Below are 24,017 nucleotides of genomic sequence, written 5' to 3'. Positions count from 1 at the left end.
AGGTTCCGAACCCCTGCGACCGCCCCACCGCAGCCCCCTCTATCTCCAAGAAATATTTGAACCGGGAGGACCGCCTTTTCGTCCCGCCAAGTGTCAGGGACGATAGGGAGTAATAGGGTCCTCACGCCGTGTTCTGACACGGGCGCCCTTTCCAGGCGTCAATGACCCACGCGTGGCGACTATTGGGAACGGCAATCAGACCGCGTTCCGCGTCCGTAGCCTGCCCATTGTCCCTCCGGGGGTCGCGATGGCGGCAAGGCGCGCTTGAAGGCCGGCGAGTATCTCAACGCGCGCGTTTCGCGGCAGGGCGAGTGCGCGCCGTCTCTTTTGGCGCAGACGGGAAGGGGCGATCGCCGGGCGGTCCACTCGCCCGCGGGGCCTCGCCTGGCATCATGGCAAGAACGGCTGGCGAAGGAAACCATGAGCGCGAAGCTCGGGGAAACCGTCGTGATCTCGGATCTCGCTCGCGCTTGCCGGTTGTCCATGAGCTATTTCGTCCGGGCTTTCAAGAACACGGTCGGGATCGCGCCGTACACCTGGTTTATCGGACAGAGGATTGTTCTCGCCCAGACCCTCCTGGCGCAGTCGCATTCCCCGCTGGCAGAGATCGCTCTCGAATGCGGCTTCGTCGATCAAAGCCATTTCACCAACACCTTTGTCCGCAGAGTTGGTACGACGCCCCTCCAGTGGAGACGAGAGGTCTGGGGCGAACGATCATTGCCAAGACGCCCTTGTTCGAAATAGCATCATTCACCAAGACCGGCTGCCTCGGCCGCGACGCTTTTCCATCACAAAGGAAGCTCATGAACGACACGACCGACAGCAAGCTCGATCTTCTCTCGCTCACGGCCGACATTGTTTCGGCGCACGTGGCCAATAACAGCGTTGCGGTCGGTGATCTTCCGGTGCTTATTGCCAATGTCCACGGCTCACTCGCCGGCCTCGGCACTGGGCCAACGCCAGTGCAGGAGGAAGAGCAGAAGCCGGCGGTCTCCGTCCGCACCTCGGTCAAGCCGGACTACATCGTCTGCCTTGAGGACGGAAAGAGGCTGAAGATGCTCAAGCGGCATCTCATGACCCATTATCAACTGACGCCGGACGCTTATCGCGCGAAGTGGAAGCTTCCTGCAGATTATCCCATGGTCTCGCCCAACTATGCTGAGCAGCGCCGGAGCCTTGCAAAGAAGATCGGGCTTGGACGGAAGGGGCGGGGAACGCCGCCGCTCCCCGAGCCGGCGCCATCAGCACCAAAGCGGCGCGGCCGGAAGCCGAAGGCAACCGCATCCTGATCGCGGATGGAGGGTCGCAGCGGCACTACCGAAACCTCCGGCGATACGGTTTCGTCACGATGGCAGGTCTGGGGGCGCCCGATCTGACGACCCAACTTCGTTGCTCGAGCCACCAACTTAAACTCATCCCGCACGCTTGCAGCGTGTGATCGCCCCTCTCTAAAGTCCTCTCAAATGAGCGACTCACGAACCCATACCGCGTCTCGGACAATCATCGCGTCGCAACGAGCCATTTTCCGAGCCTTTCTGGACCCGGAAGCGGTCGCGTCCTGGCGACCGCCGAAGGGCATGTCGGCAAAGGTGTTCGCGTTTGATCCGCGCCCGGACGGCATCTACAAAATGGCGTTTATCTATCCCGAGACCGAACACGGTCGCGGAAAGTCGACAGCTGATGCCGACATCTTCGAAGGCCGTTTCGTCGAACTGATCCCCGACGAGTTGATTGTCGAAGAGGTCCAGTTCGAGTCTGACAATCCTGCGTTCGCCGGCACGATGACGATCACGACTGCCTTACTGCCGGTGACGGGCGGCACGAAGGTCAGCATCATGGCAGAGAATGTGCCACCGGGAATCAGCGCGGCCGATCATCGTGCAGGCATGGAATCGACGCTCAAGAACCTTGCCAATTTCATCGAATAGGTGGTCAGGCTTCTCTCACGCTGACAGCGATGGGGGCGTTGTGCCTTGGCTCAGTTTTCCTGCGGTTTCGTCCATTTTGGTTCTTTTAACGTCACTTACATCGACGCGCTTGGCTAAGGTGAGTGTCAATCCTTTGCGAGATCCGTGTCATGCCGTAGAGCGTTCTTCGAAGTGTAAGGGGGCAGGGCTTGTCGGGATCATCGTTAACAGCGGCTTGGGTGCGATTCCTGCGGAATTATGGTCCCATCCCTACCAACGACAATATGTATGACGAGTCGATCCAGCGAGCGTTGAAGAAGCACAAGATCAAACCCATCACGCTGCCTGCGCAGTTTCTTGACGTCTTGCTCGCCAATTTTCGCGGCGAAACGCCACGTTCGCAGATCATCACCGGCACCGCGGGTGACGGCAAGACTTACCATTGCCGCGAAGTCTGGCTGGCACTCGGGGGCGGGGATACGGTTTGGAATCAAGGCGCTAAGATCCAGCAGCTTGCATTTGAGGGCCGGACGCTCATCATCGTTAAGGATCTCAGCGAACTCATGGATCATGAGGGTGCCGAGCTGATTGAGGCCGTCGCTCGGGACGTCGCCGATCCAACCTCTTCGACCTACTACTTGTTGGCCGCCAACCATGGCCAGCTTCTCGAAAAGCTCAAGACCGCCCCCGACACTCTGGCCGTCAAACGCCTGGCGACGGTGGTTGAGGATTTGCTGGTCACCAGGTCGACGACCGACCTTACAATGCGGCTTCAGCTAAAGGATCTGAGCCGCGCGCCGGCCGCCCAAATGACCGTTGAGATTATCGAAGCCATTACCCAACATGAGGGCTGGGGTGGCTGTGGCGGATGTCCATCGCAAGCCGAAGGACAAAGCTGTCCTATCCTTGAAAACCGGCGCCGGCTCATGGCCGAGGATGATGGTGACCCGTTTCAACGCCGGCTAACGGCATTGATCGAACTGAGCGAACGCAATGGCGGGCACTTTCCGGTACGCCAGCTCCTAGCCCTTGTCGCCAACAGCTTGCTAGGCCATCCCTCGGCACGAGACGGGTTGATGTCATGCGCTGACGTACCGGCAATCCAGCAAAGCGGTCGCGCTGACCTAGCGAGTGTCTATCGCAACATTTTCGGGGAGAATCTGAAGCAGAGTCGGGCCGAGAAAACTGAGCTGTTCAAGAAGCTCAATCTTTTCGGAATCGGTGCGGAAACCAGCAACCGCGTCGATAATCTGCTGGTTTATGGCGCTGACGATCCGGCTCAGGCGGAACCCTATGCCGAACTCGTACTATCGGACCCTATCTACGGCGCGACGCCGGCCTTTGCGCAGGCCCAGCGCGCCTATCTCGAAGGCGATGAGGGCAACGACCGAAGCCAGTTTCTCTCGGCCCTGCGCGCGCAGCGTCAACGGCTCTTCTTCACGCTCCCCGATACCCTTGCCGAGAGCTACCAGCTCTGGGATCTTACGGTGTTTCGCTTCGCCGGGCTCTTTCTCGAGGTTGCCGAAAAACTTGCCGCAAAGCAGCCGCTGCCTCGCCAAGCTCTCGGGCAGGTCGTGCGCGGCCTCAATCGCATCTTCACGGGCATGCTGGTTCAGAACCAGGACGAACTGGTGCTGGCTACCTCGGGAAGCTACTCGCAGTCCAAGCGCAGCCCGCTGCTTGATGAACTTATCTCGGTCCCGCGCGCATCGGGAGAAGAGGTTAGCCTGAACGCCGACGGTGCCGGCGGCTTCTGCGTGTCGGTCCGACTGGTGCGCGGCAATGAAATCCCGCCAGTCACGCTGGCACTTTCGCCCACGCGATTCGAGTTTCTGGGGCGGGTTGCGGAGGGCGCGCTGCCAAGCAGCTTTTCGCTTGAATGCCATGAGGATCTGCTTGCTTTTAAAGCGCGGCTCCTGCGCGAGACCGAGAAGCGGCGTGCGCTTGATGGTGACGATCGGGCCGTGGATGGTGAGCTGGTATTGCGGTTTATCGAGCTTGGCAGCGACGGGCGTGCCACGCAGCGGCGCGTGATGGTGCGGGCATGACTATGGAGATTCTCAACCGTCCGGCACTGTTCGAGGACAAAACCGGTCCGCAAATCTGGGTCGATGAAGCGATCTGGGGCCATCGTCTCCATGACGAGCAATCGCCGTGGCTAACCTTCATGGAATTTCTGACGGTGCTGCTCGCCGAGCATGCCGCCGGCCGCGCGCTGAATGAAGACGTCCTCAACAGCCTGTCCTACCGCCCGCAGGTTCAACTCAAGCTGCGCAATCTCATCTTCAACAACCCGCATATCATGACGGTCGAGGCCGAGACGCGCTCTGATGAAGCGGCCTGGACATTGTGGCTCGAGAAGATGGCGCAGAGCGCGGGTGGGCTCGATCAGCCCGATTTCGGCTATCTGCGCGAGCGTTTCGAGAATTTTCAGGACTTCGCGGCCGTCGTCAAGTTCCTCCAGGGCTCCGCGATCGAAGGAACCAGCAACAAGCGGTGGAGCTCGAAATTCGTCTTTCCGTTCGGTCCGAACGCCCTTTACGAAGATATCAGCGTCAGCCCTAAAGGGGGCATCTCGACCGATCGCCGCTTCTTCGCGCGCACGGGCGAGATCCTCTATCTGATGCTTTGCCGCAGCAGCCGCGCCGCTGAGCTAGGAACCCTGCTGGTCGAGCGCTTTCTGGAGAACGCCGCACCCTATGACGGTATGGTGCGCGCTCTGCAGGGCGATCCGCAGCTCGCCCGCGCCGAACGCGGCGGCGCATTCCTGCCTTGCTCGACACATCCCGCGTTCGACCGGTTGGCCGAAGATTGGCTCGCGATCCTCGCCCTGCCAATCCCGGCCTATGATGCCATCCCGCACCTGGTTTACGCCACTGGCCTGAACCTTATCCTTTATCAGCTCGACCGCTCGCGTGAGGTCCTTGACCGCGATCCGATCACGATGGTCTGCGAAATCGTCTCTCCCAAAAAGTCAGTGGTCCGCGATCTGTCCGGGGATTCCTACCAGCACAACAACATGCTCCCGCAGCAGGCGCTCGAACGCTTCATCCGTGCCACAACCGAAACCCCTGAGTGGGCAAATGCCATCGCCTCCGACGAGCCGTTGCTCAACGCTGCCGAGATCCTGAAAAAGGCGTTCGACTGGCCCGATCCAGACGATAGCGAGGACATTGCCGGCGAGCCCGAGCAGCTCGTCAACAAGCTCATCGAGCGCGCGGTCACGCGCCACAAACAGCATGTCGGCAAGGTTCACGCGACCTGGGCGCGCGCGATCGGCCTTTCTTCGCGCCGCTCCAGCCGCAGGGTCCGCTATGCTCCGACCGATCGCCTGCTTAAGACACTGGTCGTCACCTGTGTCGATCAGCGGCTCGAGTTCAAGGACTTCCTGACGCTTCTGTTCGATCGCTACGGGATCGTCATCGGTGATGGACAGGCACGCGACCTGATCGCCAGCGGCAATGCCGATCAGGAGGATTTCTCCGATAACGCGCGGCGGCTCGAAGAGCGGCTGGCGAGCCTCGGATTGCTCAAGCGTCTCTCGGACTCTTGCGCCTATGTCGAAAACCCATTCCAGCGGACCGAGGCGGCGTGAAACCATCTGAACTGATCGGCGCCGCGGGCGCTACTTCGCTGCGACTACGTCTCGACGCGATCGCAGGGGATGACGGCGTTGCACGCTTTCTGCTTGATCGGCTGACCGGCGAGCAAGTCGCTGCGATCACAGCCGCATTGCTCAAGGACCCGACCATCGATCAGCGCCTAAAGATCGCGATCCCAAGGACCCTGGTCGCCGACTTCGGCTTGCCCGACCATGTCGTGACCGACGAACGAACCGTCGCCGTCCGCAATGCCGAATGTGACCGGCCGGCGCTGCTGCTTGCCAATACTGACGACGATCAGGGTGCGTCGCTCCAAGATGTGACGTTGCTCGGCGCCAAGCAGCTGACGGAGGATCCACAGCCCTGGGTTGACGCCGCTAGCGTCGGGCTGGGGCTTCCGTCCAGCCAGGTCGGTGCCTGGAAGGCAGCATTGCGTGGGCTCAACGAGGCCGACGATTGGACGCTGCACCAGATTTCCCATTATGTCGCGCTCACGCGGCAATGTATCGAAGAGCAGTCCAGACCGGTTACAGAGGCGCTGGGTTGGGCACTTCCCGCGCTGCATCTTCCGCGCGACAGCGGTTATTTCCTCGGACTTCGCGAAAAGGACCTTGAGCAGTTCCGCCGCTGGAAGCGGCTCTATGAGAAGCTGGTCACCGATCGAAAGCCCCTACTGGCCAAGCAGCGGTCCAATCGTCAGATCATCGAAGGTGAGGAGCTTCGTTCCCAGTTCGAGCAGGTCCGAGAGGATATCGTACCCGCGGCCTATGAGACCATCGAAGGATTTATAGAGGCGGCGCCGGGTTGGGGCGAGGAAGCCGAGGCGCTCTCCACTTTTGAGTGGGAGGCCGAAAATATCCTCCAGCTGTTTTCCGGGCTGAAGCAGAAAAAGACGACGCTCCCCGAGGAGACGGTCAACTATTTCGAGTTCGAGCTGCCGGGCAGGCTGAGCGATGCCGACGTCGATTACCTCAAGGTTCTTAAGACACGGTCGCTCAAGGAGACCCGCGACGATGATCGCGAGTTCTTCGAGAACCATCGTGACGACCTGGCGCAGGACAAGGCGCTCCGGGCGAAATGGGAGCGCTTCATCTTCGGGCGCCCGATCGAATGCAGCGATTTCGCTGAGGGACTCTTGCGCGCGATCGAGCGGCTGTTCGGTCAAGTAACACCCTATGGCAACGCCCGAAAGCTGACCATTCGATCCTCACGGCGAAGCCGCGCACAGTGGCTCGACGTCAATGCCGATGTCGGTCTCGCCTTCGGATTGCGCTACCGCGGCTTGAAGCCGCTGATGGGCGCGGCCGTCACATGGGACGTGCCGTACCTGTTCGAATATGAAGCGCTGCTCGAACGCGCAAAGCGCCGGAAGAAATATCGGCCGAACGTGTCCGTCTCGCGCGCCAGCTTGCAGATCAAGTTCGACATCGTGCTTGAGGTCGGCACCGGGGCGAGCGGCGAACGCGCTGTCGTTCAGCTGGTGTGGCAGGCGCAGCCCAACGCCATCGGCCTCGAGCTGCCGAGCGATCTTGCCCGTCTGCTCAAGCGGCCGTTGGTCCGGACCGACGTTGCTCGGCTCGCGGTCAGTCATAAGGGTGCGCTGCAGTCGGTTTCCCTCACCGATGTCGGGACGTTGCAGCCTGCCTTCGGCCAGGATGCCGGCTCGCTTGTCCCGCGCACCAACGCCGGCGAGGATGTTGCCAAGCTTTTCCCGAAGCAGCTCAAGCTCGCGGTGAGCGCCGGACGCATCAGTGCCGAGGGCGGCGCTGTGATCGAAGGCGCCTGGGCAGGATTCGTCGAGAAATACACTGCGGCCCTGACAGCGCTGCAAAGCGCGGGCTACGCCTCTCCTGCCCTGCTGGAACAGGCCGAAGCCTATGGCGCACTGCTCCGCAGCCTGACTGCACATGCCGGCGGCGACATCAGCCGCCGTGATCTATGGGAGCCAGTCCTCGGTATCGGCGCGGTGATGGTGACGGGAGCTGCGCCTTCGGCAATCATTGCCCCCTGGCATCCAATGCGACTGGCGGGAACAGCGGTGAAAACCCGGTCGCTGACCGGTCTGGTCGATTATCTCCTGTCGGACGTCGAGGTGAATTTCGGCGACTCCCGGCTGTTCTTTTCGGACCTGCGCGAAGAACTCGCACACCCGCTCTATCCCGAAATCGCTGTCGGATATGACGGCTCCGAACCTGTCCTCCTCGCCGAGACCAGCACGACCAACGACTACTCGTTGCTGGAGAGGCCGGTCCGTGACCCGTCCGAGGCATCGACCGATGTCGATCCCGCCGAAGCGTCCCGACAGATACGTGGCCTGATCGAGCGCTACCTCGACTTGCAGCCGCACGAGCGCTCGAATCTCAGCATCATGCTCTACAATTGCGACGCAGCGGGCCTGCCGCTCGCCACAGTCAACGCGCTGAGTTCGGTGCAGGATCAGGATGAGGTCCACTGCAACGTGCTCGTTCGTCATCGCGACCGGTCCAAGCTCGGCCATGTCTATGGCGAGTTGCTCGACAGGTCCGAGGGTGATCCCGACGCCGTCGTGGTAAGTGAGACCTCGCGCAACTTCATGTCGAAGCTCCGCATTGGAGTCATGCTCGATAGCGGCACCGGCAACAGCGATGGTAAGACCCGCGAGATCGATGTCGCCTTCCTGCATGACGTCGTGTCACGCCAGGCTCGGGAGGCCTGGTTCTCGGTTCCCGCAGAGGCGTCCAATCCCGGCCTGCTCGAACATGTGCCCGCGCGCTGGTCCTATCGACGTGTGACAGCCGAGGACGAGCTCAAGGCGACCAGCTACCTGACATGTCCACGCCAGCCAGACGCCGGCTGGGCCTATGTCGATGCGGTCGCTGGGGTCATTCGCCGCCAGTCGCACGGCGCGAACGAACATTATCTGCCGGCGCGCCAGATATCATTCCAGGACCATGGATTGAAATCGATGTTCGACGAGGTGCATGCCCTTGCCGAATGGGTGGCCACCTATGACGACCTGCTCGACAAGCGGCAGCTCGCCGCTCAGGGCATCAGCGTCATTCGCTACCGGCGGCAGCGCACTCACGGCCGGAACATGGTCGTCTCCTCGACGTCGGAACTGCGCATCCTTCACGTGCTAGTCCGACGGCGTCTCTCCGAGCTTTCACTCGGCCTGCCCGAGGACAAGCTTTCTGCGCTCGCGCGCCGGATGATCGATGATGCCGCCGCCATATCGGGAGACATTGTCCTGCGTGCGGCCAAACGGGGCGTTTCGGCAGGCGAACTGATCGGACTCATCCTCAGCCGTGCGCTTGTCGCCGAGGAGCTCGGCGGCAATGCGACGGTCGCCTGGTTCCTGCTCGACGACTATGCCGAATGGCTCGGCCAGCGCGAGGAGGGGATCGCCGACATCCTCGCTCTTTCCGTCGCACCAACGCCTGATGGCGGCGCGACACTTCGCGCGATCGTGACCGAGGCAAAATATGTCGACGCTTCGGGCCTTGCCGAAGCGACACGAAAGTCGCGCCAGCAACTCCGCCACACCGTCACGCGGATGGACGATGCGCTGTTCGGCGATCCTGGCCGCCTCGACCGTGATCTCTGGCTGTCCCGCATCGCCGATCTTTTGCTCGACGGCACCGCAGCGCTCGGTCAAGCCGCGCTTCTCGAGCGCGTCCGCGACGGGATCCGCCGAGGCTCCGTTCCGATCGACCTGCGCGGCTATTCGCACATTCTGATCTCGGGCCCGGCAGACGATGGCAGCTCGCTTGGTGAGCAGGAGCCGATCACCGACATCGCCAATGGCCTGCAGGAGATCTTCAGCCGCGAAGGCCTGCGGCAGCTGATCAAGGCCTATGAGGCCAAGACTCCGCTCGGTCCGATTCGCAGCGCGCTCGGGGAAATCCACCTGTGGGACAAGCCGAGCTATCGTGATCCGGCGCCGCGTGTCGACTGGACCAAGGCGATTTCCGTCGACCCCAAGTCTGCGCTGCCGACACCGGTGATCACGGTCGCCGATGATGACGATGAGGACGATGATGAGATCGATGGCGGCATGCCCGTACCGCCTTCGCCGATAACGCCGCCACAGCCGGGTTCGGCCATGCCAGAGTCACCACTCGCACATTCCGTTGAAACCTCCGCGCCCATCGATACGCCACCGCCGACGCCCGCTGCCGAGAAGCAGCAAGTTGAAATAGAATCCAGCTCCGCAGCGCTCGCATCTGGGCAGGACACGATAGCAGAGGCGCTACCAGCAACACCGACGACGACAGCGCGGAAGCCAACAGGCAAGTCGCTTGAAGCGCTTATTCAGAGCAATGCCGAGAAGTCGCATGAGGATTCAGCCGAGGAACAAGCCTGGCTGGAACAGACGGCGCAGAAGCTGCGCACGGCGCTTCTGGGCTACAGTCTTCAAGCCAAGATCGTCGGCACGCGCCTGACCCCCAACGCGGCCCTCATTCGCTTCATGGGAAGCGATCGGCTCCGTGTCGAGGATATCGAGGCACGCCAGTCGGCATTGCTGACGACGCATGGATTGCGGCTGATTTCGATATCTCCTCTGCCTGGCGAAATCGTCGTAGGTGTCGCGCGCCCGCAGCGTCAGATCGTCTCTCTGTGGGATGTCTGGGCGCGCCGGGAGATCAATCGCAACGCCGCAGGCGTCAACACCTCCTTCGTTCTAGGCCTGAAGGAGCTCGACGGCGACATTCTCTATCTTAACCTCGGCGGCGCGTTCGCTGGCGGGCAACCGCACGAACCGCACACGCTGGTCGCGGGCGCGACCGGTAGCGGCAAATCGGTTCTGATCCAGGCGCTGTTGCTGGACATTGCCGCGACCAACTCTAGCGCGCTTGCGCATATCCACCTGATCGATCCGAAGATGGGCGTCGATTACGCGGCCGTGGAGCGACTTCCTCACCTGCAGGGCGGGGTCATCGTTGAGCAAGGTCAGGCGATCGAAGTAATGGAGGGGCTCGTTGCCGAGATGGAAAGCCGTTACGAGCTGTTCCGCACCCATGGCGCGCGCGATATCCGGGCCTTCAACACCAAGGCCGGGCCATTAGACAGGCTGCCGCTCAAATTCCTGGTCCATGACGAATTCGCGGAGTGGATGCTGACCGAGGACTATAAGGCCGCAGTGACCGCCAACGTCTCGCGTCTCGGGGTCAAGGCACGGGCCGCCGGCATCCATCTGATTTTCGCGGCGCAGCGCCCGGACGCCAATGTGATGCCGATGCAGCTGCGCGACAATCTCGGCAACCGCCTGATCCTCAAGGTCGCAAGCGTCGGCACGTCCGAAATTGCCTTGGGTGTGAAAGGTGCCGAGCAGCTGCTCGGGCTGGGCCACCTGGCAGCGCGCCTCTCGGGAGAACAGGGGATCATCTACGCACAGGCGCCGTTCCTGTCCGACGATGACATCGAACGTGCTGTGGACGCCATCATTGCCAACGATGCCAGGCCAGGCTGAACCGACGGCGCCTGCCTATTTGTGGCAGATGACGCAGCCACCGGCATCCTCGTCGATGCCATAGACGTCGTCGATCGTCTCCGAGGTCCGCGCTGAGAGCGGATTGACCTTGCGATTGCGCCGAAGCCGTTCGCGACGCTTTTCATAGTCGAGCTTAATCTGCTCGACGCGCGTGGGTTCGATCAGGTCGGTTAGGCTCTCGCCTTGGCTCCAGGTGAAGGGCGATCCGTCTTTGAGCGCCGTTTTCTCATAATCGACCGCTTCGGCGAAGCGCGTCGGATGATGCTCGGCTAACCGCACCCATTCAATTTTCTGCTGGAAAAAGCAGAAGGTGCAGCCCGAGCGAGACCGCCAGCCATAATAGGCTGGTTCACCGACATCGGCCTGGTCGAGGATCTCGATGACGCCTGCCCGATCAATGCCCGCCTCGCGCAACGGCAGATGCACCCTCATATTGGCATGAGTCGACTGATAGCCTTCACGGCTTGGCTCGTCTGACCGGATCGCAACATAGGAATGCACGGTGGTGCCAGCGTCGAGGTCGGCGCGTAGCCAATGCTCGAGAGGCCGCAATTTGAGCTGCCGGGTACACCAGCGGGTCCGCGGCGACGGCAGGAAATTGCCATATTCCGACAGCCAGAAATCGAAATCACGATCGGGATTGAGCCGTTTGATCGGCTTGCCGAGAAAGCCTTCGAGCTTGTCCAGAAACTCGTAGACCTCGGGCAATTCCTTGCCCGTGTCGGTGAAGAAATACTCGATCGGCAGCTTGGGGTGATATTGCCGCATATAGACGGCAAGCGCCGCACTGTCGCGGCCACCAGATATCCCCAATATGTGTCGCTCGCCGCTCATGCCGCTTCCGCCTCATCCTGATCGTCCTCGGCAGCCAGGCTCGCCACGGCCCGCGCAAGCGCTGCAAGTTGCATCCGGCGATCATTGCGATCCGCACCAAGGGTCTTGAGCACGCGCTCGGCTAGGCCGGCCGCATCCTTCTTCTCCTTTTCGGTCAACACGAAACTGCGCATGAGCGGCGGTGTCAGCGGATCGAGCCCAACGACCAGCGCCAGAGCTTCAGTGTGCGATCGGCGATCGCGAACGATCGCCAGCGCTTCCAGCTCACGGAAGCGGCGCCCATAGCGCGCAACCTCGGTCAGCGCCTGCTCGCGGTCGCGGTCGGACCAGCCATGGGCAGGGCGATGCAGCAATATGCTGACCAGACCCTCGATATCGCCGCTGCCTGCCTCCAGCGCCGCGGCCCGATCCGCGAACGCTTCGAAATTATAGTCGTTGGTCAGGCCATGGGTAATCGCCGCACGTTCGCCGACCCCGGTAAAGCTGGCAGCATCGACTCCGAGAGAACGCGCCAGCGCCGTGCGGAGTTCGTCCAACAACGCCGGATAGCTTGCCTCGCATTCGGCGAGCGCGCCCACGATGAGATCGGGCGTCAGCCGTTCGCCAAATGCGGCCGGTAGATCGTCGAAGAGCATCGCCTCCGGATCACTCGACTTCAGCACGACACGGCGGACGAGCCGGGTATCCTCGCTCAGCCGGTTGGTCCGGGAGGCGAAGGTCGGCAGCGCTTCGAACCGCCGGAAAAGTGCTTGGGCAACCGGTAGCGACGCACCTTGATGATCTACGCCGAAATGCACGGCCAGACCACTTAGAAACGCCGTCTCCCGGACAGATCGGTCGATCCTGCGCAGCCGGAAATCGGCAGGTCGCTGCAGCAGCTTGTCGACGGCGACATCATCGATCGCCGTCTGAAACACGCCATCGATATAGACCGCTACGGTATCGCGTTTGGCCAGCATGTAGGCGAGCGCCAGCACAGGCATGACGCCTGCCTTGATGCCGTAGGGTGGTTTCCCCCACTGTGCGTAGACTTCCTCAAGATTGTGATCGCCCACACTATCGATCACGGCCCAGGCAGGTTGCAACGACATGCCCTGAATACTGTCATCCGGTTCGGCGAAATCGAAGCGTCCCGGCTCGATCTCCCGATGCAGGCCGAATGGCCTTACGACCGTCAGATAAAGGCCCAGTTCGGCCGGGTAGCCGGTCATCCCGAGATGGGGACTGCCCAACCGGCCGACCATCGCATGCGCCAGATCGCGGAGTGCGGCCATCGAGTTGGAAGATGGGCGGTCGCGCTGGAGCAACTCGCTCTTCAGGATCGGCGCGCTCGGATAGCCGGCATCCGCAAGCGCGCTCGCGATCAGCGCCAGCGGCTCGCGCAGAACCTTGCCGGGCCGCGGCGCGAGCGACCATTTCGCCGTCTCCAGCGCCGCCTCGAGCGTTCGATGGAGAACGTCGATGCATTGGGACTGGCGTGCGGCTATTTCACGGCGCGCGATCCGATCGCCCTCGAGTTGCGGATGGTCGCGGAAAACGCGTTCGACCGCAATCAACTCCGCCGCGCTTGACCGCAGAGCAAAGCTATCGACGGCGCCGCCGACAGCGACAACTCGGCCGCTCTTCTTGAGCAGTTTGGCGATGGCCTTACAGAGTGGCTCGATCTCGGCTTGGCCAACGGATCCGTCGCCCAGGATCAGCGCCAATGTCCCGCTGCCGCGTGCCGGTTTGGCGAGGATGCTCGCAGCGATGCTGTCGGCCGTGTCGTTGGCGCCGGCCAGATGCAGCCCAATTTCAAAGGTCCGCAGTGCCCCGGTTACGAAATAATGCCGTTTCGCCGTTGCGAAACCGAAGCCGACACGCTGGGGAATGCCCTCGAGTTGTGCGGTATCGATCGGCGCGACGGAACGGCCGATCGCATCCTCCAGATCGAAGTCGCTGCCGGCGAATAGCGCATACCCTTTGAGGCGGGGCTGCCGGATCAGCACGGCCCAATCAAGCAGGTCGGCAATCGCGTCGCGGCGATGATCGGGATCGATCCCTGGCACCGCCTGCACCAAAATATCGTCCGCGAGGGCCAGGCCCGAGCCGTTGCGGAAAAACTCGATAACGGCGGCAGCTTTGGTCAGCGCGACATGGACATCGCCCCCTTTGACCGCCGCGCGCTCGATCGCCTCGAAAGCGAGACTAAACCGGTTGCCGTCATTGCCTCCGGCGAGCGCCATGCCGAAGTTCGAAGCCAGATAGTCCCAGAGCCGCGCGGGATCATAGGTGGCGTCGCCGACCTCGGTCGCCTGCAGAAACTCCTGAAACCCCGCTGGCTCCGCCGAGCTGAGAAAGCCGAAAACGCTGCGTTCATTCTGGGCGAACCGGGCGCGGGAGACCGGGCCCAGAAGCAACGCGGTGACGGGGTTCAGTGGCCAGGTATCGGCGAGGGCGTGGCTCAAAATCTCGACTTCGGTGGGCCGCCGCAGCGCGACTGCATTCGCCACCGCCAGCGCATTGGTTTCGGCATTTTCCGGATGCCTCGCGCAGGAAATCGCGCGGCCGAGCAAGGCGACCGTCTCGTCGGCCCCGGTTAGAAAGGCGATATCGTGAAAGCGGCCCTGAACCTTGGCCCACTCCTGTCGCGCATCACGCGCCGCGCGCGCCGCATATTGTTCAAAGGACTGGTGCAGGATCCCCACCACGACCAATCGACCGCCGCTGCGCGAGGCATGTTCGGCAATGTCCTGGAGCAAGTGAACGTCGCCGCCTTCGAGCGCTTCATGCTCGAGCAGCTTGCCGAGCTCGTCGAGGATGACGAGCGTGCCGCTCCCGAGCGCGTCGCTCGATCGCCTAATCTGTCCGATCAGCGCGTCGTCACTGCTGCCTGCCTTCAGGCGGCAGGCGTCGTCCCATCTGAAACTGATCGCTGCTGCGTCCGCGATCGCATCGCGCAGCCGCACCCGGCTCCCGGTCACCGCGACGACGTTCCACGAGCCGTCGGTTTCCGGGAATGCCTTTTGGTAGACGGTGCTGAGCGCCTTTCCCGCGATCTTGCGGGCGATCTTGCGATTTTCAGGCGCGCCCGCGACCAGGTTCGCGATCAACAGCGCGGCGCTCGATTTGCCGCCGCCATAGGGTCCGGTCCAGGTGAACGCGCCTTGCTGGCTCTCAATCTGGCTATCCGCGAGGGTTGTAAGCGCCTTGGCGACACTTGCCTGCATCACATACCCCACCAGCGGTGGGGTCCCATTGAGATCGGCATCGATGCGCGCCGACCGCGCGAAGCGCCGATCGATCTCGACGACTTTGGCTAGCCTGGTCATGCCGCGACCGCCAGTGCGCCGCGGCGCTCATAGGCATGCTCGATCAACTTCAGCGGATCGACGTCCGCACGTCGCTGAATCTGGCGCAAGCCAGCGGTGTCGGTCCACTGCCAGGCGTCGTCGGTCATGTTGTCGAGCCGCATCAGCCGCGTGATGACGCTGTCTTCATCGAGCTTGAAGACCCGGCCGGGAGAGCCGGGCGCATAGCAGATCTGCTCCGCGGTCAGCGCTGTTGAGCCGCCTTGCCGTTCCCAGAACTGCGCCAGTCCATAAGCGAATACGCCGTCCGGCAATGTCGGTTTCGGACCACGCACGAATTCATACCAGCCGCCTAGTCGCGCTTCGCGGATCAGGCCGAGCTCTGCCAGCAACGGCTCGGCAGCATCCTCGTTCAAGGCGTCGCTCCGACGGACATAGCTGCGCAGGAACACCTCGACATCGCGCTTGAGTGTGCCCCGGGTCGCCCGCCATCCACGCGCGGTGACGAGCGCTAACAATTCTTCGATCAGTGTCGCCGGATCGAACTCGATCGCAGCCAGCGCATTGAAGGCATAATAGGCGGTGGTCGTCATCTGCGCGGTGCTGGCAATGTGCCAATGCGTCAGCCAGACCGTAGCGGCTTGCTCCACATAAGGGTCAAAGCCTTGATCAGCGAGGATCAGCGCGCCGAGCGCGCTTGGCCGGATATGCTTGTCGGTCTCCTCGAAGAAGCGCGAAGCCAGCGCCCAATAACGCATGGAGGACGCCATATTGCGGCCGACGCCAAAGCGTGCGATAGCGTCTTGTTCTTGAAATGTTCCGGACGGAGATCCCTCGCCAACGGCGTCAAAAGCCTTCTTCAGCCACAGGAGCCGAAGCGGGAAAGTCTCATGCCCCGCAAACTGCCCTCTCGAATCAATTTCAAACGCACCCTGTCTCATGTGGGAACGCTACTGGCGAACCTCTCCAGTCGCAAGCCGGGAACGTCGGATCGCCGCAACAATCACGTCCACAGCACGATCAATATCGTCATCGCTGAGCGTGCGGTCGCAGAAAATTCGGACAACCGATCGCGCCATAGAATCGGAAAGTCCCATTGCTTCAAGGACATGCGAGATTCTGATCTGCCCGTTAGTACAGGCCGAGCCAGTGGAAAGCGAAACTTCGCGTGCGATCATCGTGCACAGACTATCGCCATCGATGCCGTCCAGCGCGATGGAAGCACTGCCGGGGAGGACGGCGTGGTCTCCGGTGATCCGCGTAAATCGCACCTGCCGCTTCGCAAGCCCCTCGAGCAATCTGGCGGCCCGCGCCGCGCCCGAAGCCTCATCTGCGGCCAACCGGTCCATCGCGCCGCGCGCCACAGCACCAAAGCCCGCGATCAACGCGACCGGTTCCGTGCCTGGCCGGATTCCCGATTGTTGTCCGCCGCCCCGCATCAAGGGCGCAGGGGACGGCATTCCCGCTGCGACATACAGAGCGCCGATGCCCATCGGCCCGTAGCATTTGTGCGCCGACAGACTGAGATAATCCACGTCGAGAACGGTGACGTCGATCGTGATCTTGCCGGCGGCCTGTGCCGCATCGCTGTGAATATACGCGCCGACAGCATGGGCAAGAATAGCGGCTTCGGCAACGGGCTGTACCACCCCGGTTTCATTGTTGACCATCATGACTGAGACGAGCAACACTCGATCGTCGAGCAGCGCCGCAAAACGGGTAAGGTCCAGGCGCCCATGCACATCCACTGGCGCGGCAACAACTTCAAAACCCTGAGACTCTAGCGCTGCAGCCGGTTCGAGGATCGCTTTGTGCTCGACCGCCGAAACGATGACCCTGTTACGCTGCGGTGACTGTCCGGCCGTCGCCGCCACGACGCCGGCAATGGCGAGATTATTGGCTTCGGTTGCACCCGAGGTGAAGATGATTTCAGACGGGACTGCACCGATGAGCTCGGCGACATCTGCCCGGGCATCGGCTATGATTCGCGCGGCACGCTCTCCCGCGCCGTTCGCGGACCCGGCATTTCCAGGCTGATCCCAGGCTGAAAGCATAGCCTCACGGGCTTCCGGTGCCAGTGGAAGCGTGGAGAACCCGTCCAGATAGACGGGGGCGTCAGCCATGAAATTGCGTTGTGTGTGCCAACGCGCACGAAGTGCTATGAGGTTGCAGATAACGCATGACATCCCCTGTAGATGACGCGGGCATTTACAGCCAGCGATGCGAGGACTTTGGTTCGCTGAAAGGCTTTTTCGGGTAATGGCCGCAGTCGGATACCCGGAGCAAGCCCAAAGGGTGAGGCGTTCGAATCAACGGCCGCCCTCTGCGCCGCCTCGCGCGCGAAGAACCGTTCCGAGGCGCCGACCTTTGATAGTGCAATGGGCGACGATGCGGTCATAGCTACGATGGTCCGCCTTGCAAACGAGTGGTTGGTCCATCGTGATCACCGCGAGGAGGCGCTTGGCGCGCTCGCCGCCCGCGTCATGAAGTTCGGGCGCGTTGAAGTCGGCCAGCCTGATCTCGACCCAGGATTCCTGGTGGCGAGCCGGTCCGATGCAGAGGCTGTCGCCATCACCGACATAGCGAACCTTGCCGGTGAAGGTTGAGCCTGGGCGGGGGAGGGCACCTTTGCAGGGATCCGCCAGGGCTGGGCTTGCTGTCGCGGCCAGAACAGCAGTCACTACCGCCACGGCTGATCTGATCACAGTGCTGCGCGCAGCTCAGCAAGGCGTGCCGTGCAGTCCTCATGGACGAGGCGGCCAAGCTCTTCCACCCTTTCGGATAGCCAGGTCAGTTCTTCCACTGTGATCCGATAATGCCTTGAGAAGCGCGCCTTCACATATGCGTCTTTGAGTTTCGCGAAACGCGCTCTGGCTCGGGCATTGTCGCGGGGCCATGCCTCGAAAAGATGATTGGATTGCCGCTCGGCCTGGGTGCGCAGGAACGCCAAATTGTGGACGTGTGGCGTGTAGAAGGTCGTGACGAGAAGGACGCAATGATACAGCCGTTCACATGCCTGGTGCAGATTGAAGGCGGCATCCCGGTATTCCTCCTGCGACATACAGAAGTGAAATATCTTTCTGGAGCTGACGGCCGCAGAGAACCACTCCTCAAAATACTCGGAAGCAGCCGTGAACGCCTCATCCGGTGTTTTCGGCTTCGGCTGATGAAGTTCGCTGTCCTCGGCTTGATAAAGCGCGATTCCATCGCGCGCGACATCTATGAAGAAGGAGCGCCCGTGCGCGAGCCCGTCATTCACTTCCTGAAGAGAATGGACAATGAAGTTTACAGGCGTCTTTAAATTCTGGGTAATCGTCCGCTCACGGTTCAGGCGTTCATCGGCCTTCTCCCAGTAAGCCACGCGATCGGTCAACTCCTTCTGGTTGACGATGACGAGCAGATCGAAGTCCGATTGATATGCCTTTGCCGTGTGCGGCTCATCAACCCAGTTGCCGCGCGCATAGGAGCCGTAGAGAATGACCTTCAGGATGCGGCCAAGCTTGCGCTGGCCGTCAGGTTTGCCATGTGCATCCTCGAATTCCTCGAACAGAATCTGAACGACACGATCAAGTTCGCGCCGCTTCGCTGGAGGGAGATGATCGAGTTCTGTTCGCATGGCTGTCCTGTTTCTGTTCTTCGCAATTATCCCTGGAGATACCGCCGGGCATCTTTCAACAATAGGAACATGTGATTTGGATCCGATAACCCTGGGATGAAATCGAAATTCTGGTAGAATTGGCGTGCAGCGTCGTCCTTGGCATGTGCTGCAATTGCACGAATTCCAGCGATATCGGCTGCTTGCAAAGTCCGCGTGAGGGCATCTTTCAGAAGACCGGAGCCGAGCCCTTTTCCTTGATAACCAGTCGAAACGCCGAGCCGCGCAAGGATCATCAACGGAACGGGGTGCCGCGCCATTCCCTTTGTCAGGCGATCGGGCGCATCACTATGATCGACATGCCCCACAACCAGAGTGTGGAAACCTACAACCTCGTCTCCGGTTAGGGCAACGTAGGACTGGGATGCCCCGCCTTGTTGCGCCTGCCAGGCGTAGCGCGACAGGAACCGGTTGAGCTCCTCACGACCGCAATCGAAAGCATCGATGGCATGGTCACGGCGAAGCTTTTCAATGCGAAACTGGGCCGCCATCGGTGCGCTTAACCAGGGTCCTGCTCGAACACGCTCGGCTTTGTAAGCAGTTCGGCCAGCCTTGGCGTGTGGCGAGGGGGCGCATCGAGTGCCGCCAGGAATGCCGCCCACTGGTCCGCGTCCAGATTGAACTCCCGACGATCGGGGAGCGTCTCTTCGGCGCGCGCCAATGCGCTCTCCAGCACGAATTCGCTGACAGAGCGATGGGCAGCGAGCGCAGCCTGCTGAAGCGTCCGCTTTGCAGTGGGTGACAGGCGTAGATCGAGTTTCTCAGTTCGGGCGGTAGCAGAAGCCATGACACACCTCCTTTCGATCTAACCTGATAGCCGATACGCCGGACAATGTCATGACATAATTTGCTTTTCTATACTACACGGTCGGCGCAACGCATTGTTGATTGGAAGTCTTAAACCGGTCGACAAGGCGTGACCCTGGGCCAGTTTCCGGGCTGGAGGGAAGGGGGCGGTCGGGGCTGGAGGAGATTGGCTATGCGCCACGAACATTTCCCATCGATTCCAGATCGGAGATTCCAAAAGCGTGCGGATTTTGCTACATCCGTCACGCACAGGAACTCGGATCAAATGTCGCCAGATTCTACCACCAATATGGATGAATCGGTCGTCCCGGCCGAGGAGTGGGTTCGGCCTCGCGCTGCGGACTATCTGTGGCGTCCATGGTACGCAAAGCTCTGGTGGGCTGCGATCCCAATCTACTGGCTTCCTGCTGGATCGCCGTTCGGAATCGACTTCCTCGCGGACTTCTATGGCAGCAGCGTCGGTATCTATCTCAACATTGTCTTTCTTCCCATAACCGCTCTCCTCGTGCTCGGCTTCGGCTATGCCCGAAAATGGCGCGACAGCGAGCATTGGGTCGACATTTCGGACGGCGAGCATAACAGCTCGAGCCTGTTCTATCGGCGAACGCCCTACAGTCCTCCAGCGTATGCGGATCCCCTTAGCCCATTGTATCAAGCCATCCACCACGAGAGCGCGGAAAGCCGGGCACGGCGCCGGGGGCACTAATCCTTGCGCGTCTTGAACGATGGGTCACCATCGTTGCTGCCATGATCGCGATCGCCGCGTAGTCTTCCACTGCTCAGGATTGAGGATTGCTCTCCGGAAACGAGAGGTGCTGCATAGTCGAATGTGCCTCTGCCGGAGTCCGCGTTTTCGAGATAGCGGTTTCGAAGGCCCTGGGCCCCAAACACCTGCCGTCCCAACTCCTCCGAAAAGGCTCTTTGCGGATTGCCTGACCTGGAAGCGACCCGTTCCGCCGCTGCGATCGCATTGCGAACATCATAATTGACGATGTCCATCGTCGCCATCGCGCTCGAATTGGTCTGACTGGTTTCGGTACTATTGAATCCCAAGGTGCCGCCAGCCTGCCCTCGTGCGGTGCGGCCTCCGCCCGAACTGCCTTTTTTTCCATCGGGCGAACCCTGTCCCCCTGACCCAATTGACGCCCCGCCGCCGATGTTCAAACCAACCGTGGTCCCCATCGAATTTTGCTTGTCCGCCGAGCGGCTCAGCGACCGCTGCCACCCTGTCTGCGCCATGACCGCCTGAACATCGCGCTGAAGCGTGTCTGCAACCTGCGGCTTCAGCCGCCAGTCGCCTTTGCGGTCCATCTCGAACCCGCCCTGCAGCCAGTTGGCCATCGCAGCACGGCCTTCCTCGCCGCCGCCCATGAAGTGCTCGATCGTGTCGGGGCCAGCCTGCTTGCCCGCTTCGAACCGCGTGCTGGTGTCATTGCGCGCGGATTGCTGGAACCCTGCGCTGCTGGATACGAGCAGGTCATTCTCGGCAAAGCTGAAGCGAGCATTTCCTCCCTGTGCGAGAGCACCGAACTGGCTGTCGTTGATAAGCCCGGCACGGAGCAACTGACCAGCCTGATCCGCGGTCAGGTTCATTGCGAGATCGCCATTCTGCGCCATCGCCAACTCGCGCTTCGACATGGTGATGCCGTGGCTGCGCAGCAGCCCCTGCATCCGGCTCAGCCGCTCGTTATCGACGATCCTGGTCAGCCGCTCGTTCCCGGCGCGATCGGCGATGCCTGCAGCACCGCCCTCAGCCATATCGACCTGATTGCCGGCCGTCCGGCTCAGGGCCTGGATGAAGCTGTCGAGGCGCGCCGCCTCGCGCGTTGAGACGCCGGCTGCTGCGGCGCCTTCTGCAAACCCGAAATTATCGGACTGCCGACGCTGCTCTCCGATCCGCGCAGCCGACCGTGTGCCGCCGGTGCCCACCTCGCGCTGGGCGTCGAGTTTGCCGGAGCGCTCGGCGAAATCATATCCTGCCGCTTCGCGCGTCCGCCCATAGACACTTGTGCCTTCGCGGCCGGCCTCGGCCGTTGCACCGTCGGCGGTGCCTACCTGGCTGGCGGCATTATATGTCTCGAGCGCGTGGAGTACCTGCGCCTCGTTGCGCCCAGTAGCGCGGGAGAGTTGGGAGATTGCGGAACTGCGGGCTTCACCGGATAGCGCGTTGACGAAGCCGATGCGGCGCGCGGTCTCTTGTGGAGGAAGGCCGAGCATTTGCGCGGCGTCGCGCTGGCCCTGGTTGGTGCCGGTGCGCAGCGCCTGCTCGGTCGCGACGTTGCCGCGCTCGATCCCGGCGACACTATCCCCGGCAAAATCCCGCCGGCCTTCCATCGCGCCGACATGAACCTGGGCCGATGTCAGGTCGTTGGCAATCATCTGCTCCTGGTCGTAGGCATTGGCGATCAGCTTGGCGAAGGTCGGGTCGGACTGGGCTTCACCGATCACGCCCGACGCCTTCAGCTCGGCGTCCTTCGCCGAATAGCCGCCGCGCTCGAAATGGCGCGTCGCCCCTTGCATCATCATGCCGTATGCCCGCTGGTCGCCAAATGCCCGCCACTGGACGAGGTTCTGCGAAAATGCCGCGAATGCCTTCTCGCCGGTCTCGCCCTGGCCGAAATAAGTGTTGCCGAGTGACCGAAGCGCGTCCTTCTCGGCGAACTGGTGAATTGCGCTGGTGGCGGCATTGGCCTGGACCGCGCGGGCTACTTGCGGGTCGCCCAGGTCACGGCCGTTGAGGGCCGGCGACAGGCTGCCCATCTGCCGCGCGCCCTCGATGCCACCGAGCGCGAACGCGGTGCCACCCGCCGCACCCGGCCGTTCGCCAAGAATACGGCCAGCCTCACCATAGACGCGATTGGCGCCGAAGGTCGAACGCTCGCCAAAGTCGCCGAAACTGGAAGCCGCGCCGGCGCGCGCGCGCGTGCCTGCGGCCGAGGCCTGACTCTCCAGTGCCGAGGCGTAGCCTTCGCTCGTGCCGAGCGATGCCGCGGCCGCGCTGGCCTGGCCAGTGACGCCAAGGGTGCCGCTGGTGAAGGAAGTGAAGACATTGCCGCTGAACCGAAAGACGGTGAACACGAATGCGCCGGCTAAGCCAGCGGCAGCCGTGCGGAAGCTCCCGAAGATTGCCAGTGCCTTCATTGCCGCCGACGGGGCCAGCAACCAGGCATTGGCGCCGAGCGCATTCGATCGCATCTCGGCGAGCGCATCAGCAGCGCGGCCAAGCGTCAGCTGATAGATACCGGCATCGATGACACCCCAGAGCGCCACGAATACGAACAGGCCAAGCGCGAAGCTCGCGACACGTAGATTGATCGGCGTCAGGATGAACAGCAGCGCGACGGGTATCATGAACAGCATGATCCCGAACACCGTCGCGCGGATTGTCGGCATCCATTCATTGGCCACAGACATGGTCGCCAAGCCGTTCGAAACGACCGCCCGGTTGGCCATCACGCGCGCGGCTGTCGCCGGGGAATCCTCGAACAGCACTTCGCCCACCGTGTTGCCGAGCAGGATATGGGACATCAGCGCCTGGGTGGTCAGGGGACGGCCGAGCATCATCTGTCCCATTTCACCGAGCTGCTGGCGACACCGAGCGAGCTGCTGGGCATTGGCCGTATCGAATCCGGTCCGAGCACAGACCTGCTGGCTATAGCTCTCGAACAGGGTCGGGTCGGACAGCCGGTCCGAGATATGCGCCCAGGCATCGGTGCAGCTCACCGTTGTCCCGCCCTTGTCGGACTCGGTATAGACCGTCGAAAAGGTCGCTGGCCCCGCCATCGCCGCGAACGCCGCAGGCAGGTCGGTGGTCGTGCGGAACAGCTTGTCGTCGTCGACGCCATAGGCAGCCGAAACACGCGCTACCGGATAGCATTGACGGACGTAATCCTTGATCGTCGCGTCCAGGAACGTGTCGGTCATGGGCCCGCGCGGCGAGACCGCGTTCAGGAACAGGTCGAAGCTGTGGCCGCCGGCACCGAACTCGATCTTAGCATTGGGATCGAGGGTGTTGTCGTCGATCGTCTCGACCAGTGCTCGCTCGATCATGTTGGTCGCACCCGCCACCAGCACCAGCAAAGTGGGCACGCCACCGACCGGCTGATAGGCATTGCGGACCCTGTCGTAGACATGGACCGTGCCGGTGGTGGCGATCAGCCCGACGAAGATGCCGATGCCGACCAGGATCTGGAACCCGAACGCCACCAGTCCCATGCCCGAGCCACGAACGCTGGCGAGCAGCGCACCCAGGCCGATACCGACGGTCGCGACGATCAGCACCAGCGTCTCATAACGCGGATCGGCGAAGATCATCGACACCAGGCGGAACGCATCGACCGTCTCGGCGAACCCGTCATAGGTGTGAAAGCTGGTATCGACTGCAAACGCCGGGGTCGCGGCAAAAAGCGCGGGCAGGAAGGCGAGGGGCTTGGCGAGGCGGCGCATGGCGAT

The 24,017-nt window shown here is 62.0% G+C and carries 17 protein-coding genes; 9 read left to right on the top strand and 8 right to left on the bottom strand.

Annotated elements, in window-relative coordinates:
* Window positions 1-264: 264 nt before the first annotated feature.
* The 6 genes from WC729_RS16050 (at window position 265) to WC729_RS16025 (ending at window position 10,958) form a co-directional block, all read left to right on the top strand.
* Window positions 265-744: a helix-turn-helix domain-containing protein gene (locus WC729_RS16050; protein WP_372854522.1), complete on the top strand. Its 480-nt coding sequence runs from the start codon at window positions 265-267 to the stop codon at window positions 742-744.
* Window positions 745-803: 59 nt separating this feature from the next.
* Entirely contained in the window at window positions 804-1,289 is a 486-nt protein-coding gene (locus WC729_RS16045) for a MucR family transcriptional regulator (protein ID WP_267251936.1), read from the top strand.
* Window positions 1,290-1,463: 174 nt separating this feature from the next.
* Window positions 1,464-1,928 (top strand): SRPBCC domain-containing protein, encoded by a 465-nt coding sequence (locus WC729_RS16040; RefSeq protein ID WP_372854520.1) that lies wholly within the window; start codon window positions 1,464-1,466, stop codon window positions 1,926-1,928.
* 263 nt (window positions 1,929-2,191) lie between these two features.
* Window positions 2,192-3,955, top strand: a complete 1,764-nt coding sequence (locus tag WC729_RS16035; RefSeq protein ID WP_372854518.1) for a hypothetical protein — start codon at window positions 2,192-2,194, stop codon at window positions 3,953-3,955.
* Entirely contained in the window at window positions 3,952-5,502 is a 1,551-nt protein-coding gene (locus WC729_RS16030; protein ID WP_372854516.1) for a hypothetical protein, read from the top strand. The genes WC729_RS16035 and WC729_RS16030 overlap by 4 nt, the downstream gene beginning before the upstream one ends.
* The gene (locus WC729_RS16025; protein ID WP_372854514.1) at window positions 5,499-10,958 is read left to right on the top strand and encodes an FtsK/SpoIIIE domain-containing protein; all 5,460 of its coding nucleotides are present in this window, start codon (window positions 5,499-5,501) and stop codon (window positions 10,956-10,958) included. Before WC729_RS16030 ends, WC729_RS16025 begins: the two co-directional genes overlap by 4 nt.
* Window positions 10,959-10,973: 15 nt before the next feature.
* On the opposite strand, the gene WC729_RS16020 is transcribed toward WC729_RS16025, so the two are convergent.
* Window positions 10,974-11,813 carry a phosphoadenosine phosphosulfate reductase family protein gene (locus tag WC729_RS16020; protein WP_372854512.1) on the bottom strand — a complete coding sequence of 280 codons (840 nt, stop codon included), beginning with the start codon at window positions 11,811-11,813 and terminating at the stop codon, window positions 10,974-10,976.
* Complete coding sequence (locus WC729_RS16015; protein ID WP_372854510.1) at window positions 11,810-14,554, bottom strand: hypothetical protein; 2,745 nt, start codon at window positions 14,552-14,554, stop codon at window positions 11,810-11,812. Before WC729_RS16015 ends, WC729_RS16020 begins: the two co-directional genes overlap by 4 nt.
* Between WC729_RS16015 and WC729_RS16010 the strand changes: the two genes are divergently transcribed.
* Window positions 14,531-15,115: a hypothetical protein gene (locus WC729_RS16010; protein WP_372854508.1), complete on the top strand. Its 585-nt coding sequence runs from the start codon at window positions 14,531-14,533 to the stop codon at window positions 15,113-15,115. The two genes, WC729_RS16015 and WC729_RS16010, sit on opposite strands and share 24 nt — an antisense overlap.
* 5 nt (window positions 15,116-15,120) lie before the next feature.
* On the opposite strand, the gene WC729_RS16005 is transcribed toward WC729_RS16010, so the two are convergent.
* Both WC729_RS16005 and WC729_RS16000 read right to left on the bottom strand, forming a co-directional pair.
* Complete coding sequence (locus WC729_RS16005; protein WP_372854506.1) at window positions 15,121-16,044, bottom strand: DUF4007 family protein; 924 nt, start codon at window positions 16,042-16,044, stop codon at window positions 15,121-15,123.
* A 9-nt stretch (window positions 16,045-16,053) separates the two neighbouring features.
* Window positions 16,054-17,226, bottom strand: a complete 1,173-nt coding sequence (locus WC729_RS16000; protein WP_372854504.1) for a cysteine desulfurase family protein — start codon at window positions 17,224-17,226, stop codon at window positions 16,054-16,056.
* Between the two features lie 255 nt (window positions 17,227-17,481).
* Between WC729_RS16000 and WC729_RS15995 the strand changes: the two genes are divergently transcribed.
* Window positions 17,482-17,709 carry a hypothetical protein gene (locus tag WC729_RS15995; RefSeq protein ID WP_372854502.1) on the top strand — a complete coding sequence of 76 codons (228 nt, stop codon included), beginning with the start codon at window positions 17,482-17,484 and terminating at the stop codon, window positions 17,707-17,709.
* A gap of 95 nt (window positions 17,710-17,804) precedes the next feature.
* Here the strand turns inward: WC729_RS15995 and WC729_RS15990 are convergent, their stop codons facing one another.
* From WC729_RS15990 to WC729_RS15980, 3 genes are read right to left on the bottom strand one after another with little or no spacing between them, the layout of a single operon-like run.
* Window positions 17,805-18,719, bottom strand: a complete 915-nt coding sequence (locus WC729_RS15990; RefSeq protein WP_372854500.1) for a nucleotidyltransferase domain-containing protein — start codon at window positions 18,717-18,719, stop codon at window positions 17,805-17,807.
* A 26-nt stretch (window positions 18,720-18,745) separates the two neighbouring features.
* A complete protein-coding gene (locus WC729_RS15985; protein ID WP_372854498.1) occupies window positions 18,746-19,249 on the bottom strand; it encodes a GNAT family N-acetyltransferase in 504 nt (167 codons plus the stop codon).
* Between the two features lie 8 nt (window positions 19,250-19,257).
* A complete protein-coding gene (locus WC729_RS15980; protein ID WP_006960007.1) occupies window positions 19,258-19,545 on the bottom strand; it encodes a DUF1778 domain-containing protein in 288 nt (95 codons plus the stop codon).
* A gap of 192 nt (window positions 19,546-19,737) precedes the next feature.
* Here WC729_RS15980 and WC729_RS15975 point away from each other — a divergent pair, with 192 nt between their 5' ends.
* Complete coding sequence (locus WC729_RS15975) at window positions 19,738-20,271, top strand: hypothetical protein (protein WP_372854496.1); 534 nt, start codon at window positions 19,738-19,740, stop codon at window positions 20,269-20,271.
* Here the strand turns inward: WC729_RS15975 and WC729_RS15970 are convergent.
* A complete protein-coding gene (locus tag WC729_RS15970; RefSeq protein WP_372854494.1) occupies window positions 20,268-24,011 on the bottom strand; it encodes a conjugal transfer protein TraG N-terminal domain-containing protein in 3,744 nt (1,247 codons plus the stop codon). The genes WC729_RS15975 and WC729_RS15970 overlap by 4 nt on opposite strands.
* Window positions 24,012-24,017 lie beyond the last annotated feature (6 nt).

Source organism: Sphingomonas sp. (assembly GCF_041661825.1).
In the GTDB taxonomy this organism is placed as follows: domain Bacteria; phylum Pseudomonadota; class Alphaproteobacteria; order Sphingomonadales; family Sphingomonadaceae; genus Sphingomonas.
The sequence above is the reverse complement of the archived record's forward strand: the minus strand, read 5'-3'. Positions and strand labels throughout refer to the sequence as shown.